Below are 16,560 nucleotides of genomic sequence, written 5' to 3'. Positions count from 1 at the left end.
GTGATGTCAGAGGAGAATGTAGTATACATCGGAAACAAGCCTGTAATGAACTATGTTCTGGCCGTTGTTACTCAGATGAACGGTGGGACCAGTGAAGTGATTCTTAAAGCCCGTGGAAGAGCCATAAGTCGGGCTGTTGACGTTGCAGAGATTGTAAGGAACCGCTTCATACCAGACATACAGATAGAGAACATTGACATATGCACAGAGGAGATCATTGGTAACGAGGGAACCGCTACCAATGTTTCAGCAATAGAAATTCAGCTCCGGAAATAGGGATATAAAAGATGGAAGCCACAGGTTTCCATTTTTTATATTTTATTATCAAAGATTGCAGTGACCTCTGATTAATCATTTAAGGGTCTTACGTCTGACGCCTAATTTAGTCTTTTTTAACCCAGAGGACCTGCTTTGCGCTTGATGAGATGTCCCTGAATTTACTGTTCAGGAATTCAACCTTCTGAATGTCAATACCTATGACATTCATATCAATGTTTAGATTTTTCATGGCATCAGGGTTTAGCCCCCTCAGTTCATAGACCCTCTCAGCATCCTCCCCCTGGAGTATGCTGGCAGTGCCTGTTATCTGCATCCCTGCAAGGTTGCTCATGGACGTGTAGTCCTCGTATACTGCAACTGAAACCCTTTCATTCTCAGGGAGACCCGCAAATTTCTCACCACCCTCACTGATTATGAACAGTGAATCCCCATCATAGATGTACTCGAGGGGTGTTGCCCGTGGCTGTCCCCCATGGCATGTTGCAAGGGTGCAGGTGTTGTGTGATCTGAGGAATTCGTCAATGAATCCACGAAGTTCACCCTCATCAATGGAGGTCATGAGGGAGTCACGGATGTCCCTGAGTTCAAGTGCAAACTCAATGACCTCCCCTTTATCCAGGAGATCAACGTCAGTCAGTTCAATACCCGTGATCTCAGAGAAGGCCTGAAGATCAGCAAGGTCCTCCTCTGAAAGTTCGCCGAGTTTCATACGTCCACCCAGGGCCCTGGAGTATATGCTACCTCCCAGAAGATCTTCAGCCTCCTTAAGGGCCCTCAGGCCATCCTCTCTACTCAGAGAAACTGAGAATAGGGCCACGGGTTTCTCCCTGAGCCAGGGGGTTTCCCTTATAAACTCAGTTACCCGTGGGTGGAGTCTCCCCCGGTAGACGCCGGATCCAATTACAAAGAATTCAAAGTCCTGGCAGGTCTCCTGGAATTCATGGGCCCTGCAGCACCTGGATGGTCCGAGTATCATCCCGGTTTTAGATGCAACCTCCTCAGTGGAACCATAGGTGCTCTCATAGATTATAAGTGTCCTGAACATCGGAGCATCTCCTTTTTAAAAAAATTGGAATATTTTTTCATCTTCTTCCTGCAAACTTCCTGACCACAATAACAGCCCCTGCGATCACGATGAGCACTGCAATGATGTAGTAGGCGAATACTGATGTCGGGCCCTCCTTCTTCTTGGAGTCAAGGGCGTACATGTATCCGTTTTCGGTTGAAAAGTAGACTGTCTTGCCGTAGACCACCGGGGAGGAACTAACAGGTGAGTTGAAGAGGTAGTAGCCAGGGGAGTAACTCCACTCTTCCTTACCGCTGTACTTGTTGAGGATGTAGAGTGTTCCGTCATTTGATCCCACAGCTATCATGTTCTCGAAGATGGCCGGTGTTGAGCGTACAGGGGCACCGGTATGGAATGACCATTTCAGGGCACCTGTCCTTGTATCGAGTGATGTGATGTTCCCGTCATCGCATCCTATGAATACGCTGTTCTCCTCTGTGTCAACTGATGGTGAGGAATATACCCTGTCACCGAGGCTGTACTTCCAGATAACGCTTCCATCTGACTCTGAGAGGGCGTAGATGTTCCCGTCGTCTGACCCAACATAGACTGTCCCATTCCAGAAGGCTGGTGATGATCTTATGGCGTCCCCTGATGTGTAGCTCCATATTTCATTCCCATTTGATTCTGAGATGGCGTAGATATTACCATTGAATGAACCCACATAGACTGTGCCGTTCACAGGGAGGGGTGATGATTTAACGGCGTCCCCCGTGTAGAATTCCCATTTTTTGGATCCATCATCTCTGTCCACTGCGTATACCCTGCAGTCATCAGATCCAATATAGACGGTGTCCCCGCTCACTGCAGGTGATGATTCTATCCTGTTACCTGTTTTGAATTTCCATTCAAGGTCTCCGGTGTCTGTGTCTATTGCATAGAGGTATCCGTCCCATGAACCCACGAATACGGTTCCATTCACAACCACCGGCGATGAGACGATGGCGCCCTCTGTCTTGTAGCTCCAGACCACTGAACCTGTCTCAAGGTTCACTGCATATAGCCTTCCATCAAGGGATCCTATGTAGGCCACCTTGTTGAATAGGGCCGGGGATGACTTTATACCCCCAATGGAGAGGTACCATGTCTTTGCAGAGAAGTCGCTTGGCTCCTCTGCATAACCTGTGTGCTGTTCGTCTCCATGGAATACTGGCCAGTCAGCTGCTGATACAGGACTTAGTACCATTCCAAGGATTATGAGTGTCGCGATTAAACCTTTTCTCATCATTTGTATCACCATCTTGAACCATCAAATCTAAATGTCCCTGTTGAACCGGGTAACACCCATCGCAAAGAACAGGAGGGTGAATCCACCAAGCACAAGGAGGTTAACCATTATGTCCCCGACGCCGGCGCCCTTGAGCATAACCGCCCTGAGGGCGTTGTTTGCATAGGTTAGGGGTACTATGTAGGCGATCTTCTGGAATATCCAGGGCATGGTCTCAATTGGGTAGAACACCCCTGATACGAACATCATGGGCATGGCGAAGGGCATGACCATCTGCATGTAGTCCTCCTGGGTCCCCACCCTTGCCGATATCATTATACCGAAGCCCACAAAGCAGAGGGCTGTCAGTATCAGGAGCATGATGGTCAGGAGCATGCTACCATTTATCTTAATACCGAAGAGGAGGATTGCAATGAAGAGCAGCAGAAGGGCCCTTCCACTTTCTATAACAAGCTTTGAGATTATCTTACCCCCCACAACTGTTGAGACACTTGTTGGGGTCATGAAGAGTCTTGCAAGTTCTCCCCTCTCCCTTTCACCGGCTATGGACTGACCCATTCCAAACATGCAGGAGAACATTATGGTCATAGCCAGTATGGCGGGAACAAGGAAGTCCATGTACTTGATGTCCCCATAGATCCTGTCAATCTGGAAGTTTATGGTGCTGACCATGCCCTGGAAACCGGAAGCAGGGGTTGAATTCTGTGGCTTCATGGATGCGCCCTGCATCCTCTCCACAGCAAGCTGCCCGGACAGTTTGCTGAAGAGGGCCTCTGTTGCCGGCACGAGGGCCTGGCTTGCCAGCTGGTCAGAGGAGTCAAGGTACATGACCACGGTGGGCTCCGATGATGTGAGGTTATCGTAGTTGGGTGGCAGTATTATGGCCGCCTTGACCTCCCCTGTGTCCACCATCTCCCTGGCGATTTCGGGGTCCTTCAGAATATCCTTTATATCATAGAGGCTCATGTTCCTCATGGCATCAACGGTCTGGTCGGTCACGGGACCGCTGCTCTGTTCCACTATAACCACGGGTATGTTCTCAAGGGTACCCCCCATACCATAACCGAAGAGGGTTATCATCAGTATGGGGAACAGTATGATGGATATGAGGCGCGGTTTGTGCCTCCAGAGGACTATCAGGTCCTTCTTAAGCATCCACATTACCTTTTTCATTTCCATAACGGTTACCTCCCTGTAACCTTCATGAAGACGTCCTCGAGTGAGGGGTCCTTTGTTGAAATTGAGGTTATCCTGGCGTTGTTCCTTATAACAGCCGCCAGAACATCATTAACGGCAGTTTCACATGTTTCATCGAGTTCAAGGATTATCCTTCCGGTGTGGTGCTTCTTAACGTCCAGTGTGACTGGTAGGGATTCCAGTTCAGATATTAGATCATCTGTGAGGTTCACAATGAGCATGCTTATCTCCTTACCGGCACACACCCTCCCGGATTTTCTTATTTCCCTGATGGCCCTTTTCTCTGATTCAGGTGTCTCCTCGTCGATCCTGTCGAGTATACCACCAATCTCCTTTGCTCTGAGGGATTCCTCCTCCTTTATCACAGTGTCCTTGAGCCCCTGTGGCGTGTCGAAGGCGGCAAGAACGCCCTGATTTATTATCCCCACGTAGTCACAGAGGAGCTCCACCTCGTACATGTCATGGGAGCAGAGTATTATGGTGTGGCCGCTGCTGTTTAGTTCATCTATTAGGTCCCAGAGCACCCTTTTGGTTGTTGGGTCCAGCCCGATTGTAGGTTCGTCCAGGAAGAGGATGTCTGGCTGGTGTATCAGGCTTGCCACCAGTGACACCTTCTGCTGCTGTCCACCTGACATCTGCCCGACTGGCTTGTCTGCAGCGTATTTTATGTCCACGAGTTCCATGAGCTCTTCTATCCTTGATTCCTTCAGGTCCTCGGGCATACCATAGAAGTCTGCGCACATTTCCACGTTTTCCCTTGCGGTGAGGTCCTCGTAGAGGCTCACCTTCTGGGGAACCATACCTATCTGCTGTCTCACCTCATCGGGGTTCTTGAGTATATCGTAACCTGCAACCTTTGCTGTTCCTGAGGTTGGGGGTATGAGACAGGTGAGCATCTTAATGGTTGTTGTTTTCCCGGCTCCGTTGGGCCCCAGGAAACCGAAGATGGAGTTCTTCTCTATCTTCATGTTAAGGCTGTCCACTGCCCTGAAGTCCCCGTAGACCTTTGTGAGGTCAAAGGTTTCTATTGCATATTTCATCTTTCATCCTCCTTTTCAGGGGGGAACATATCATTCCAGAAGTCTTCCCATATCTTTGAGACATGGTCTCTCATTATATGCCGGATCCTGTCTATTGTCTTCTCACCGAGGGGGGTTATATGGTAGTATTTGACTCTTTTCTCACCGTGCATCTCCCATTCCCCCTCTATCAGTCCCTTTCTTTCGAGGTCATGGAGTACCGGGTAGATGACGCTGGGTCCTGGTGGTTTCATGTTCTTGCAGTGCATGCCCTTGAATGAGTAGAACCTTTCAAGGCGTCGCATTATCTCGTAGCCGTGTATTTTTTCCTTGCTTATCATCCAGAGAATCATTGTCTTGCCGAATCCCCTCATGAAGCTTTTTATTATCTTTTCATCGAACTCACCCTCATCAGGGCGAGGGGAACCTTCTTCTGCGCACATAGAGCCATCTCCAGCAACTGATTATTTTGCCGATATATCCTTTACACATGCATGTATATCAATCTCACGATATATCTATTTACAGAATAAAACATCCACGATATATAAGCTTTGTGATATATGATGGGCCTGTCTGGTTTATGATGGCATATCTGAACTGAACCGGCACTGGCCATCAGGACATGTTGAGATGCGATGCGGCTAGGACGGTATTGTACCCTGAACTGACTGGAATTGAACCTGAAGACACCGCAATCAAATGGAAAGACTCATAAGCCCTGATAAATAGAAGATCTACCGGGACCCGATATGAGACTTGGTTTTTCAACCCTGGCGCTCTTCATGGAGCCACTGGAAAACATACTTCAGAAAGCTGAAGAAGATGGTTTTGAACTTATAGAACTCCTCTGTGAGGGACCCTACTGGCCAAGAAGGCTGCTTCAGGGTAATGATTCCCTCGAAGTCTTTGAATCATTTGACCTTGAGGTCCTTATCCATGCACCCACCATAGACCTCAACCCCGCCAGCATGAACCCTGGTATAAGGGAGGAGACAGGGAGGCAGATGGTGGAGACCCTTGACCTGGCATCTGAGATAGGTGCAACAACAGTCACAACCCACCCTGGAGTGGTTCACCGGAGGGAGGAGCGGATAAGGAATGCGGCACTCCATTTTGCAGTTGAAACATTGGGGGAATGTGTTGAATACGCAGAGGATCTGTCCATAAAATTTTCAGTCGAAAACATGCCAGGTAGATTCTCTTACCTCTGCAATAACCCGGCAGAACATGAAAGATTTGTTGAGGAATGCGGCTCATATGCAACGGTTGACATAGGACATGCCAACACTACAGGGCGCCTCCGGGATTTCCTTGAGATCAAGAGGACAGCGCACTACCACCTAAGTGACAATAATGGGGAGAGGGACCAGCACCTCCCCCTTGGAGAGGGTACAGTTGACATTAAACTACTGGAATCCATAGATAGGGGCGTCATAGAGCTGAACAACTATGAGGGTGTAATCAGGAGCCGAAGAATCCTTGAGGGGGCTGGAATTTGGGGCGGGCGTTATGAGAAAGAATAGATTGGAGGCTCTGGTTGATGCCATATTCGCTATCGCCATGACAATACTTGTTCTGGGTATAGATACTCCCACGGGCACAATCAGTGCTTCGAAAATGGACGCCTACATCATGGGTCTTGCGTCTGATTTGTACAGCTAGTGTCTCAGTTTCCTCCTCTGGGTGTCTTCTGGTGGTTAACCACATGCAGTTCGAGAAACTGGAGAAGATTGACACTGGATTCATATGGATAAACATCATCTTGCTCATGGTCGTTGCCATGGTACCCCTCTTAACAAACCTGATAAGTAACATGGAAACCTTGTAACACCCAACATCCTGTTCCACGTGAATATGCTCATTTAGGTCTATTATCCATTAGCTGGATCTATACCCAGAGGAATGGTTTAATGGATATCCAGGTAAATGAATACCGGAGTGTTCTGATGAAGAACCTTTTAATGCCCCTCGCAGCCATCCTTGCACTCATATTAACTCCCATAGTACTTGAGTACAGCTCCACTGCATATGCAGTTCTCATATTCAAGAGGTTCCTTTAGCTTCTCGGGACACCCTTTCTGCGTTCTGTCTGTTGGGTGGATCAGTGGATGTGTAGACTTTATGCGTTTTAATAATTAGACAGATACGGCGGAGAGGACACCCCTCTCCTTCAAGTACTCCCCTTTATGCGTTTTAATAATTAGACAGATACTGAATCAGGGCCTTATATAGGCCCACCCCTCTGTCTGTCTTCTCACAATTTGACCAACGCCTGATGATACAACCTGGACTCCTTCCAGAATATCAGAAACGTCCATACCAGATGCCCTGAGGGTGTTTGAACATGCGCAGAACATGACGCCCTGACCAATGAGTTCAGCTATATCCTCTGAGTACTCCGAATCCCTCCGAAGGGCATTAACTCCCATGGAGTAAGCCACAACCTCTATTCTGACGGATTCGAGATCAGCCATTAGGTTCCTGACATTGGAGAGGAGGAGCAGAACCCTTGACTCATCATCCTCATCTATGTGGAAGACCACACGGTAATCCACCATGACACCACCTCCGCTAGACGGGTGTTATCCTCCCCTCCAGGCCGGCGTCCACCGGGCTGTTTATCGCGATGTATTCTTCAAGCACCTCAATGGCCCTCAGGTCGGTCTCCTCATGGTCCTCACCGTACCTGGATGGAACCCCCTGGGATGTGACGTAGACAGCACTGTAGGTCCCTGAGGGGTCAAGGGGCCTGCCATTTACAAATATCTTCTGTATCCTTGAACCGGGGGGGTTCTCGATCTTGAAGTACATTTCAAGCCCAAGGCACCTCTTGAGGTAGCCTCCCATCTGATTGTAGGGGTTCCTTGAGAATACGAGTTCAATGTTCTCCTCCATCATCTTCCATAAGTCCCTGCCTTTTAACCGCACCTGAGATAAAGGAGGATTCACAGGTATAATATTCCATATATCCTCCATTCTTATATCTCCTGGAGGTACAGGGGCACCGTAACGCCACCCATTGGAGAATGCAAGGTCAAAGTCCCCTGTATCCATTATGGCCTTCAGGAGGAGGTTATCCATGGTTGACTCCAGTATGGTGTATCTGTTAAGGTGGGTCCGGGTGGAGCCCACCACCATTTCAAGGTAGTCACTGTCGGTATCAGTTATCCTGAGCACCATCTCCTCAACCTCAGGATCTGAGGGGCCCCTAACCTTCATGAGTTCATGGCTGAATCCCCTGACACCATCACGCACCTCAAGGTCAAGGCGCCCGATGAAGGAGCCATGACAGCCAGACTGTATGATTATGGTATCTCCAACCATGTGTGGCCTCTCAAGTCTGTTGTGGGTGTGTGCGCTCAGCAGCACATCGATGCCCCCTACGTCAGATGCCAGCTGCACCTCCTGTGGAAAGCCAAGGTGTGATATCACAACGATGAGATCCACCCTCTCATCATTTCTGAGGACATCGATCCATCCTGGGAGCTCCTCCAGGCCAAGGGTGAATTCAAGGCCCTCGCTGAAGCTGGGGGGCATGACCTTATCGACTATGTTTGATGCTATCCCTATGACACCCACCTGCACTTCCCCAACATCAAGGATTTCATAGGGCTGGAATACCAGCCTGTCGCTACCCTCACGGTAGCAGTTTATGGCAAGCATGGGGTAGTCTAACTTCTTTGAGAGTTCAATGAACCTTTCAGGGCCATAGGCGAACTCCCAGTGGGCTGTCATGGCGTCAAATCCCATCTCATTCAGCAGCGGGATCATTGCAGCGCCCCGACTCTTGACGGCATGGTATGTGCCGTGTATTGTGTCCCCGCAGTCAAGGAGTAGTGTGGGCCTCTCCTGGCGTATTTTATCAACAAGTCCGGCTATGTGCTGGTAACCACCAAGGTTCTCATATACGATTTCGCGGCCCTCCCAGAAAAGTTCAGGATGGCTTTTAATGTATCCGTGGGTGTCGTTCACCTGGATTATGCTCAAATCAGCCATGATACATCCCCCCTCTGTTTAAATTCAGATCTCTATATCCAGCAGCTCTTCTATATTCTCTATTACATAATCAGCGGCTTCTATGAGCCTCTGGGGAACAGGTTCCCTCTGCTGGAGTGTAAGAACCCCTATATCAGCCTCCCTCAGTGCCAGAATATCATTGATGCCATTACCCACCATAACCACCCTGCTGTACATCCTCCTGAGTTCACGGATTATTTCGGCCTTCCTCTCGGTGTCTGCGGTGTCAAATACGTTTTCAGTTGGGAGCCCAAGGATCCTTGCAAGTTCCATCAGGGACCCCCTCCGGTCTCCGGATGCAATGTATATGTCGATTTTCCGGTTCATGAGTTCTCTGATAACATGTGGGACCTCAGGGAAGAGTTTTCCACCGGCTGTTATGGTGAAATCCACCCTCCTCCGGTCCATGTTGACGATGAAACCTGAACCGCTGCATATCTGTATGTTATAGTTCTTTTCTGCGACAGCATCTATGGTGTCCTGTATGTCCCTCACGGTGGCAGGGTCATCCCTGAGCACATCAAGGATTTCACCTTGATCAACAGCTGTGTTGGCGTAACTTATATTGAACCTTATATGGTTCCTCTCTATGAATTCGTAGATGGTCTGGTCGGGTCTGGCATTAACTATACAGGTGGATGGATCCGTCTGAAGCACCACGAGCGCCCTACGATCCCGGTAATCAACAACATCAAGGGAGTTCATGCTGTCACATATCTTACCGGTTTTAAGGTTCTTGAGGGCCCTGTACCTCCGTATTAGGGTGCCTGAATTATCAAAAACAACGGCCTTCATTGGATCTGAGTATGTTGTTCATGGTATTAAGATTTTGAGGGTGGGTGTCAGATCAGTTGCCTTCACTGGATCTGATTGTATCATTAATTTGAGAGAACACTGCAGTAACGGGAAACCAATAAAGACCTTGCCTATCCTGAAATGGTCTTCAGACTCTCAATAATGAAGTATACTCCAAAGAGAATCAGGAATGAACTTAAAATTCTCATAACGAGTTTGTATGGTTTTCCATCCATTCTGAACGATTTTCTTGATGACATGAATGATACCAGGCTGTACCATGTGAGGTCGGATGACCAGTGACCTGCAAGGAACGCCAGAAGTCCCAGGGTGCCTGCTGACTCCAGTCCCCTGTACATGAGGGCAGCGCCCACTGCACCCCACCACAGGAAGAAGTAGGGGTTTGCGAGGCTTATGATGGCCCCCCTGAGGATTGACCCCCCATCAGGTATGCTTTCAGTGTCTTCAGAATCCCTGAATCCAAGGATCCCCATCCATATAAGGACCGCTCCACCTGCAGTCCCCAGAAGGGCTGGGGCAGCGCCTGATCTGAGGATACAACCCAGCCCCATAAGTATCAGAACAACGAGAAGGGCCTCCCCGAGGACATGCCCGGCCACAAGGAGGGGTCCAGCCCTGAATCCCCTCCTGATGGAATCTGAAACAGTTACAGTTAGGAGGGGGCCGGGGGCCATGGCACCTGATAATCCGATAAGAAATGATGTCAGAGCAAATAGGAGGATACCGGTCATGTGTCCCGACTTCAGTTGTACCTGTTCAGTATCCTCATTATCTCCGTCAGGTGGTGGTCTATCTCTTCCATCTCCTCCCTTTTAAGGGATCTTGTTCTGCTAATTAACCTCATCCTCTCGAAGACATGGTCCATCCTTGTGAGGAGTTCATTCATATACGTCCTGGTGGGGTACATGCTATCAGCTCCATCAGATTATCTGTCATTCATGCTATAAGGATCCTTCCACTCCCCATATGCGCTTCACCTCATCCCTGAAGATCCACCTCAAGGCCCACCTCACCGGCAACGGCCCTCTCATAGACCATCCATGCTGTTGTTATGTCCTGAATGGAGAGTCCAGTCGAATCAAATACTGTCACATCAGCGGTTGAAGTTCTACCCTCAATCTTGCCTGTCATAACATCCCCCAGGCTTCCCTGGAGGTCATCCACCCCGAGGATTCCCTCGGTGATGGGCACGTTTATCTCTCCGCTGTGGGTTGCCTGCTCCAGGCTGTCATAGAATACACGGGCATTTTTGAGTATGAGGGGGTCCAGTTCCTGCTTCCCTGGGGCGTCTGCACCCATGGCACATATGTGCGTACCCGGGGACACCCAGTCTGCCATGACCACAGGACGCCTTGATGGAGTGACGGTTACAACGATGTCCATACCCTCAACAGCCTCCCTTGGCTCTGTAGCGGCCCTCACGGGGACTTCGTATTCCCTTGAAGCCCTTAAGGCAAATTTTTCACGCGTTGACGGTGTCCTGCAGTAGACTCTGACCTCCTCAAGATCCGCCACCCTGCTGATTGCCATTAACTGGGTCCAGGCCTGCCTTCCGGCACCGATTATCCCGAGACTCGACGCGTCCCTGGATGCGAGGTACTTTACAGATACACCGCCAGCGGCACCCGTCCTCATATCGGTTATATGGGTTCCGTCCATCAGTGCAAGGGGGAACCCTGTTTCAGGGTCCACCAGCTCTATGACAGCCATCACCGTTGGCAGGGAATGTCTATCAGGGTTTGAGGGGTGCACATTGACACACTTAACACCGGCCATCTCAAGTTCCTCAAGGTAGGAGGGCATGACCCTGAGGTCTCCATCGTATCTACTGAAAAACAGGTACATTTTAGGGGGCATCTGAACCCTTCCAAGGGCCTCCTGTACAAAGGCACCCTCAACTGCCTTCAGGCAGTCTTCCATGTCAAGGAGACCCTCAACATCGCTCCTCGTGAGCACAACTGTTTTTTCCATTCATCCACCATCCATTTAATAACAATCCAGTCCAATCTCCCAATCTTTAAATATTGAACATCTCACATTTATTAGTGTTGGAAATGAAATTAAAACCAGAGATGTATGCCGCCATGGTGGCCGTGGAGCCCCACGGGTCAGATATTCCAAGCCAGACCCAGTCATGGCAGCCATTAATGCAGATCAGACTTAAATTTCACTTAAAATTGAAATATAAGGGTGTTAAACATGGAAACTGTTGATAAGGTTGATATGATTAAGAATCATGCCCTGACCGCATCAGAAAACCTTGAAAAATTTCTTAAGAGGATTGAGTCCGAGAACGATGATATCAACGCCTTCGTAGATTTAAAGGTTGAGGAGGCCGTTAAGAGGGCAGATGAGATAGACGCAAGGATAGCCTCTGGCCAGGAGACAGGGAGACTGGCGGGCCTTGTGATAGGAGTTAAAAGCAACATCAACGTGGAGGACTTCAACGTATCAGCAGCTTCAAGGACCCTCGAAAATTACACTGGAAGCTACGATGCAACTGTTATAAGGCGCATAAAGGCGGAGGACGGCATAATAATCGGCATGACCAACATGGATGAATTTGCCGCCGGAAGTTCAACCGAGACCTCATTCTTCGGTCCAACAGACAATCCAGCAGCCCCTGGAAGGATCCCGGGCGGTTCAAGTGGTGGAAGTGCTGCCGCAGTGGCTGCTGGCATGTGTGACCTGGCACTTGGATCAGATACAGGGGGTTCAATAAGGAATCCAGCATCACACTGCGGTGTAATGGGCTTCAAACCGACCTATGGGGCAGTTTCCAGGCAGGGACTTCTGGACCTCGCCATGAGCTTTGACCAGATAGGGCCCCTGGCAGCGGATGTCTCAGGGATCTCCCTGGCCCTTGAGGTCATATCAGGCCATGACCCTGCAGACCCCACAACCCTGGAAGGTTCACCTGACCTTGAGGCGGCGACTGAGCTGAAGGACCTAAGGGTCGGTGTTGTCAGGGAGTTTCTGGAGGTCACCGATGAGGCTATAGACGATGTTATCCAGGATAAACTGGGCGCCATTGAGGATGAGGGCGCCGAGATAGTTGAACTGGAATTTGAATACATAGACCTCTGCCTCCCCACCTACTACCTCATAAACTACGTTGAATTCTTCTCAGCCACCAGGAAGTATGACGGCAGGAAGTACGGCCACAGGATAGAGGATGTTTGCGGTCCTGAGGTCCTCAGGAGGATACATATGGGTTCCTACATAAGTCAGAAGGAATTATCTGGAAGATACTACAAGAGAGCCCTCCAGGCAAGATCCCTCATAAGGAGAGAGATAACAGGTCTTCTCACCAACGTGGACATAATAGCGGGGCCAACGGTTCCAAAACTACCCCACAAACTGGGCGAGGAGCTTGAACCAATGGAAATGTACGCCTATGATGTCCTGACGGTCATAGCTAACCTTGCAGGCATACCGGCTGCAAGCATACCGGCAGGAGATGTGGGGGGAGTTCCTGTTGGTCTGCAGCTACAGGCAAAGCCCTGCGATGACGGCATAATATTATCGGCCATGAGGGAGATTGCTTCACTGTAAGAGAGTGTCCCCCATGAGGATTGGACTCGTCTGTGTCAGGGGATCGGTCCCTGCCTTTGAGAACTTCGGATTTCTCCCAACGGATATTGTTGGAGCTAATGGCCTTGTGAAGGGTTCAAGGGCCCACAGGGTCCTGGACGGGATCATAATACCGGGGGGAAGCATAGTTGAGTCAGGAAGCCTTTCACCTGAACTTGGATCCGAGATAAGGAGGATGGCGGCCGACGGAAAATTTGTACTGGGGATATGCTCAGGTTTCCAGGCCCTTGCAGAGAGGACAGATATAGGGAGAAGGTCTCCATGCCCTGTTTACAGGGAGGGCCTGGGACTACTTAACGTAACCTTCCACCCCATGATAAGCAACGACCGGGTGGAGGCAACCATAACCGGAGAGTCCTTCCTCACCTCCGGGATGTCAGGTGAGAGCATAACAGGTTTCCACTGCCACACCTACGGTGAGATACGTGGCGATGCACCTGAGATAATGAGGTCCAGCATAGTCAGGGCAGACTATCGTGAAAGGCCGGGGGAGATCATATCAGGGGTCTGCAGTGATGATGGTAACGTTGCAGGGACCATGGTCCATGGCTGCCTGGATGAGAACCCTGCCCTCGTCGATAACATCCTGGAATTCCTTGATGCAGATGAGACATCAAGGGAGAGGATACTTGAAGCCAACAGGAAACTTCGTGAAGCCCTGAGATCTGAACTCGGGATATCAACGGGTATACGCGTGACAGACATTGGAGGGGTGAGGGGCACGCCACCCGCCATAATGATAGCATCCACGGGTTCAGACTCAGGTAAAACCTTCATATTAACGGGCCTTGCAGGCGCCCTCAGGAGGAGGGGCCTCAGGGTGGGTGTTATCAAGGTGGGACCCGATGTCAGGGACATAGTCCCCGCCCTCTACCTCATAAAGGAGCCAATGGAGGAGCACTCATCCATAAGGATAGGCCGCCTGGGCTGGATGGAGCTCAGGGATGTCCTTGAATCTGTGAGGGGAAGATATGACATAATACTTATCGAGGGAGTTATGAGCATCCTCACGGGCCTCCTGAATGATATAACACCATACTCAGGGGCTGAGATTGCCCTGGCAGCCGGGATCCCTGTGATAATGGTTGCCGGTTGCAGTAAGGGCGGCATAGAGTCTGCAGTGGTTGATCTTGACGCCCACATAGCTGTACTTGAGGGACTGGGTGTTGATGTATCCTGTGGAATACTGAACAGGGTCTATGATATGGATATATTTGAGAGGGCATCAGGTGGAAGGTACCTTGCCATCCCGAGGATAGAGATGAGTGAGAGGGGTGGCACACCTGAGGTTGAGATAAAACTTGAGGACTTCTGCCTGAAGGCCATGGAGACTGTGGAGGAGCACCTCGATGTCGATGCCCTCATCAGATTAGCAAAAAAACCAGAATTTAGGGGTTACATGGGCCCCGAAGAAATCAGAAGGGTATTCAGGGGTTGAATACCTATTCTGGATGTCTTTCTTCTGGATTGAGGTTTTAGATCCCCATATCCTCTTGAGGGATCTCCTCACCTTCAGTTATGGTTATACCCTCCTCACCACCGATCTCATATGTGAGGAACTGGAGTGGTGTTTTGGTGCTTCTCATCTTGACTATGTCCATTATCCGCTCCCTGCGACCGGTGTAGGGGTTCTCCCTTCTACCAAGCTTTATGGCGCCGTAGACCGAGAATAGAGCAAGTTCATTGAACTCCTTGGATGTTGCACTGTCCAGTATTATGACGGATGTTATACCGCGCTGTTTGAGCTCATATACGAGGAGGTCAAACTGGTTCCTGAATTCATAGGCTGTGAGTTTGGCTGTGTAGCCACCAAGACTGTCTATGACAACCACCTCGGCCTCAGGGGGTATGTCATGTATTATCTTGGTGAAGTTGCCCTTCATTGGATCCATGTCCATGCTTAGCTCTGCCTCGGTTATCCTCGCCCTTATACCTGTAAGTTCTATGAAGTTGAGGAGCCCCTTCTCCTCCAGCTCCTGGGTGTTCCACCCGAAGGAGTTTGCCTGTATGTGGAGGTCATTGGCGTCCTCCTCTGCTGTTATGTAGACGGTGTTATAACCCTCCATGCAGCTGCTTATGGCAAAGCGCAGCCCGAAGATGGTCTTACCACACCCGGGCTCCCCTGTTATCAGAACGGACCTTCCCATGGGGAAACCGCCTATGGTATCATCAAGTCCATTGATCCCTATCTTCAGCCTCTCCATTATGAACACCTCTATGATCTGAACTCCATGTATGATTCAATAAGGTCTGCACCGCTCATGAAAATAAGGTCATGCTCCCTGGCGTATTTCATGGCATCCTCTGTTGAGAGAGAGTTACCTGTCCTGTCATCCATCATCTCACAGCAGACAGCAACACCGGTAAGTCCGGCCATCTCCATGAGGGCTATGCTCATCTCGGTGTGACCCCCCCTGCTGAGTACATGGCCATCAGCAGCCCTGAGGAGGGTGACATGGCCGGGGGATCGGAATAGGTCGCCGAAGCTCTCATGCTTATCATCCCTGCAGATGCCTGCGAGTTCCCCTATTGTGAGGGCACGGTCATTGTCTGTTATCCCTGTGAATGTCTTCCTGTGGTTCACGGTTATGGAGAAGGCAGACTTATCATCGTAGGGTATGTCATGGGGGGACAGTTTCCCGAGGACCGGGTACCTGCCTGATGCCTCCTCCATTATATCGGTCATGTAGGGTATTCCAAGCTTCTCTGAGTTCTCCCAGGAGACAGGAACACATATGAGTCCCCCGGCATCGTTTCTCATGATACTTATATGCTCCGGCTTTATTTTCTCAGCAGCAACGATCATGTCGGTTTCTCTTTCACGGTTATCTGCATCAAATACAAGGACTATTTCTCCCCTTTTAAGCGCTTTAAGGGCTTCCTGAATCATATGATCACAATCTCCATTGATAATCCTGATGTTTATTAATCCATTATCATGTATCCATCTACTGATGTTCTATTCCTGGACTTCATCAGACTCTATATCCAGGCTAACGGTATCTCCATCCCTTAATTTAAGGGTTTTTCTGAGATTCACAGGGGCCACAAATTCAAGGCACCCGGCCCTGTGATGGGTTTTGACGGGGAAGAGGATGGCCCCTTCAACCTCTCCGTTGAGCACGGCCTTAACGTAGAGGACATCACCGAAGCCCCCGCCTCCATGTATCACAGGGGCCCCCCTCTTTATTCTATCCAGAATTTCAGGGTCCCCAACCTCTATGTTGAGGGTGCCCGGGAAGGGGTCGAAGCCCAGCTTTTTCCTGAACTGTTCCTGGTATACGCTGCGAGTTATGAAGTATGCCCCCTCACCGAAACCTGATTTAACAGTTCCTCTGATT

General features: G+C 49.8%; 20 protein-coding genes. 6 read left to right on the top strand and 14 right to left on the bottom strand.

Annotation, left to right across the window (positions count from 1 at the left end):
- The first annotated feature begins 3 nt into the window (after positions 1-3).
- Entirely contained in the window at positions 4-276 is a 273-nt protein-coding gene (gene albA / locus DNK57_RS03845) for a DNA-binding protein Alba (protein ID WP_192961720.1), read from the top strand.
- Between the two features lie 106 nt (positions 277-382).
- Here albA and DNK57_RS03840 read toward each other — a convergent pair whose 3' ends face one another.
- From DNK57_RS03840 to DNK57_RS03820, 5 genes are read right to left on the bottom strand one after another with little or no spacing between them, the layout of a single operon-like run.
- A complete protein-coding gene (locus DNK57_RS03840; protein WP_192961719.1) occupies positions 383-1,324 on the bottom strand; it encodes a pyridoxamine 5'-phosphate oxidase family protein in 942 nt (313 codons plus the stop codon).
- Between the two features lie 37 nt (positions 1,325-1,361).
- Positions 1,362-2,573, bottom strand: coding sequence for a beta-alanine-activating enzyme beta-propeller domain-containing protein (locus DNK57_RS03835; protein ID WP_226891033.1), 1,212 nt, complete (start codon positions 2,571-2,573; stop codon positions 1,362-1,364).
- Positions 2,574-2,600: 27 nt separating this feature from the next.
- Positions 2,601-3,752 (bottom strand): ABC transporter permease, encoded by a 1,152-nt coding sequence (locus DNK57_RS03830; protein ID WP_192961717.1) that lies wholly within the window; start codon positions 3,750-3,752, stop codon positions 2,601-2,603.
- 5 nt (positions 3,753-3,757) lie between these two features.
- The gene (locus DNK57_RS03825; protein WP_192961716.1) at positions 3,758-4,810 is read right to left on the bottom strand and encodes an ATP-binding cassette domain-containing protein; all 1,053 of its coding nucleotides are present in this window, start codon (positions 4,808-4,810) and stop codon (positions 3,758-3,760) included.
- Complete coding sequence (locus tag DNK57_RS03820; RefSeq protein ID WP_192961715.1) at positions 4,807-5,232, bottom strand: PadR family transcriptional regulator; 426 nt, start codon at positions 5,230-5,232, stop codon at positions 4,807-4,809. Before DNK57_RS03820 ends, DNK57_RS03825 begins: the two co-directional genes overlap by 4 nt.
- Positions 5,233-5,541: 309 nt before the next feature.
- Here DNK57_RS03820 and DNK57_RS03815 point away from each other — a divergent pair, with 309 nt between their 5' ends.
- Genes DNK57_RS03815 through DNK57_RS09270 form a run of 3 tightly spaced genes read left to right on the top strand, consistent with a single transcriptional unit; the run spans position 5,542 to position 6,620 of the window.
- Positions 5,542-6,315, top strand: coding sequence for a sugar phosphate isomerase/epimerase family protein (locus tag DNK57_RS03815; protein WP_192961714.1), 774 nt, complete (start codon positions 5,542-5,544; stop codon positions 6,313-6,315).
- A complete protein-coding gene (locus tag DNK57_RS09380; protein ID WP_192961713.1) occupies positions 6,302-6,454 on the top strand; it encodes a TMEM175 family protein in 153 nt (50 codons plus the stop codon). The genes DNK57_RS03815 and DNK57_RS09380 overlap by 14 nt, the downstream gene beginning before the upstream one ends.
- A 43-nt stretch (positions 6,455-6,497) precedes the next feature.
- Positions 6,498-6,620 carry a hypothetical protein gene (locus DNK57_RS09270; protein WP_264291550.1) on the top strand — a complete coding sequence of 41 codons (123 nt, stop codon included), beginning with the start codon at positions 6,498-6,500 and terminating at the stop codon, positions 6,618-6,620.
- Between the two features lie 388 nt (positions 6,621-7,008).
- On the opposite strand, the gene DNK57_RS03805 is transcribed toward DNK57_RS09270, so the two are convergent.
- From DNK57_RS03805 to ala, 6 genes are all read right to left on the bottom strand, one after another.
- On the bottom strand, positions 7,009-7,350 hold the full coding sequence (locus DNK57_RS03805; RefSeq protein ID WP_192961712.1) for a DsrE family protein: 342 nt from the start codon (positions 7,348-7,350) through the stop codon (positions 7,009-7,011).
- Between the two features lie 13 nt (positions 7,351-7,363).
- A complete protein-coding gene (locus DNK57_RS03800) occupies positions 7,364-8,788 on the bottom strand; it encodes a bifunctional metallophosphatase/5'-nucleotidase (RefSeq protein WP_192961711.1) in 1,425 nt (474 codons plus the stop codon).
- A 24-nt stretch (positions 8,789-8,812) separates the two neighbouring features.
- Entirely contained in the window at positions 8,813-9,604 is a 792-nt protein-coding gene (locus DNK57_RS03795; protein WP_192961710.1) for an HAD family hydrolase, read from the bottom strand.
- Positions 9,605-9,735: 131 nt separating this feature from the next.
- The gene (locus tag DNK57_RS03790; RefSeq protein ID WP_192961709.1) at positions 9,736-10,356 is read right to left on the bottom strand and encodes a LysE family translocator; all 621 of its coding nucleotides are present in this window, start codon (positions 10,354-10,356) and stop codon (positions 9,736-9,738) included.
- An 11-nt stretch (positions 10,357-10,367) separates the two neighbouring features.
- Positions 10,368-10,532 (bottom strand): hypothetical protein, encoded by a 165-nt coding sequence (locus DNK57_RS03785; protein WP_192961708.1) that lies wholly within the window; start codon positions 10,530-10,532, stop codon positions 10,368-10,370.
- A 71-nt stretch (positions 10,533-10,603) separates the two neighbouring features.
- Positions 10,604-11,596 (bottom strand): alanine dehydrogenase, encoded by a 993-nt coding sequence (gene ala / locus DNK57_RS03780; protein WP_192961707.1) that lies wholly within the window; start codon positions 11,594-11,596, stop codon positions 10,604-10,606.
- Between the two features lie 228 nt (positions 11,597-11,824).
- Here ala and gatA point away from each other — a divergent pair, with 228 nt between their 5' ends.
- A complete protein-coding gene (gene gatA, locus DNK57_RS03775; protein WP_192961706.1) occupies positions 11,825-13,180 on the top strand; it encodes an Asp-tRNA(Asn)/Glu-tRNA(Gln) amidotransferase subunit GatA in 1,356 nt (451 codons plus the stop codon).
- Between the two features lie 13 nt (positions 13,181-13,193).
- Positions 13,194-14,657 (top strand): nucleotide-binding protein, encoded by a 1,464-nt coding sequence (locus DNK57_RS03770; protein ID WP_192961705.1) that lies wholly within the window; start codon positions 13,194-13,196, stop codon positions 14,655-14,657.
- 37 nt (positions 14,658-14,694) lie between these two features.
- Here the strand turns inward: DNK57_RS03770 and DNK57_RS03765 are convergent, their stop codons facing one another.
- From DNK57_RS03765 to DNK57_RS03755, 3 genes are all read right to left on the bottom strand, one after another.
- Entirely contained in the window at positions 14,695-15,423 is a 729-nt protein-coding gene (locus DNK57_RS03765) for an ATPase domain-containing protein (protein WP_192961704.1), read from the bottom strand.
- Between the two features lie 11 nt (positions 15,424-15,434).
- Complete coding sequence (gene ribB, locus DNK57_RS03760; RefSeq protein ID WP_192961703.1) at positions 15,435-16,109, bottom strand: 3,4-dihydroxy-2-butanone-4-phosphate synthase; 675 nt, start codon at positions 16,107-16,109, stop codon at positions 15,435-15,437.
- A 69-nt stretch (positions 16,110-16,178) separates the two neighbouring features.
- Entirely contained in the window at positions 16,179-16,559 is a 381-nt protein-coding gene (locus DNK57_RS03755) for a DUF120 domain-containing protein (RefSeq protein WP_320056863.1), read from the bottom strand.
- Position 16,560: the final 1 nt, after the last annotated feature.

Source organism: Methanothermobacter thermautotrophicus, assembly GCF_014889545.1.
Lineage (GTDB): Archaea > Methanobacteriota > Methanobacteria > Methanobacteriales > Methanothermobacteraceae > Methanothermobacter > Methanothermobacter thermautotrophicus_A.
This window is presented reverse-complemented; position numbering and strand designations above follow the sequence as displayed.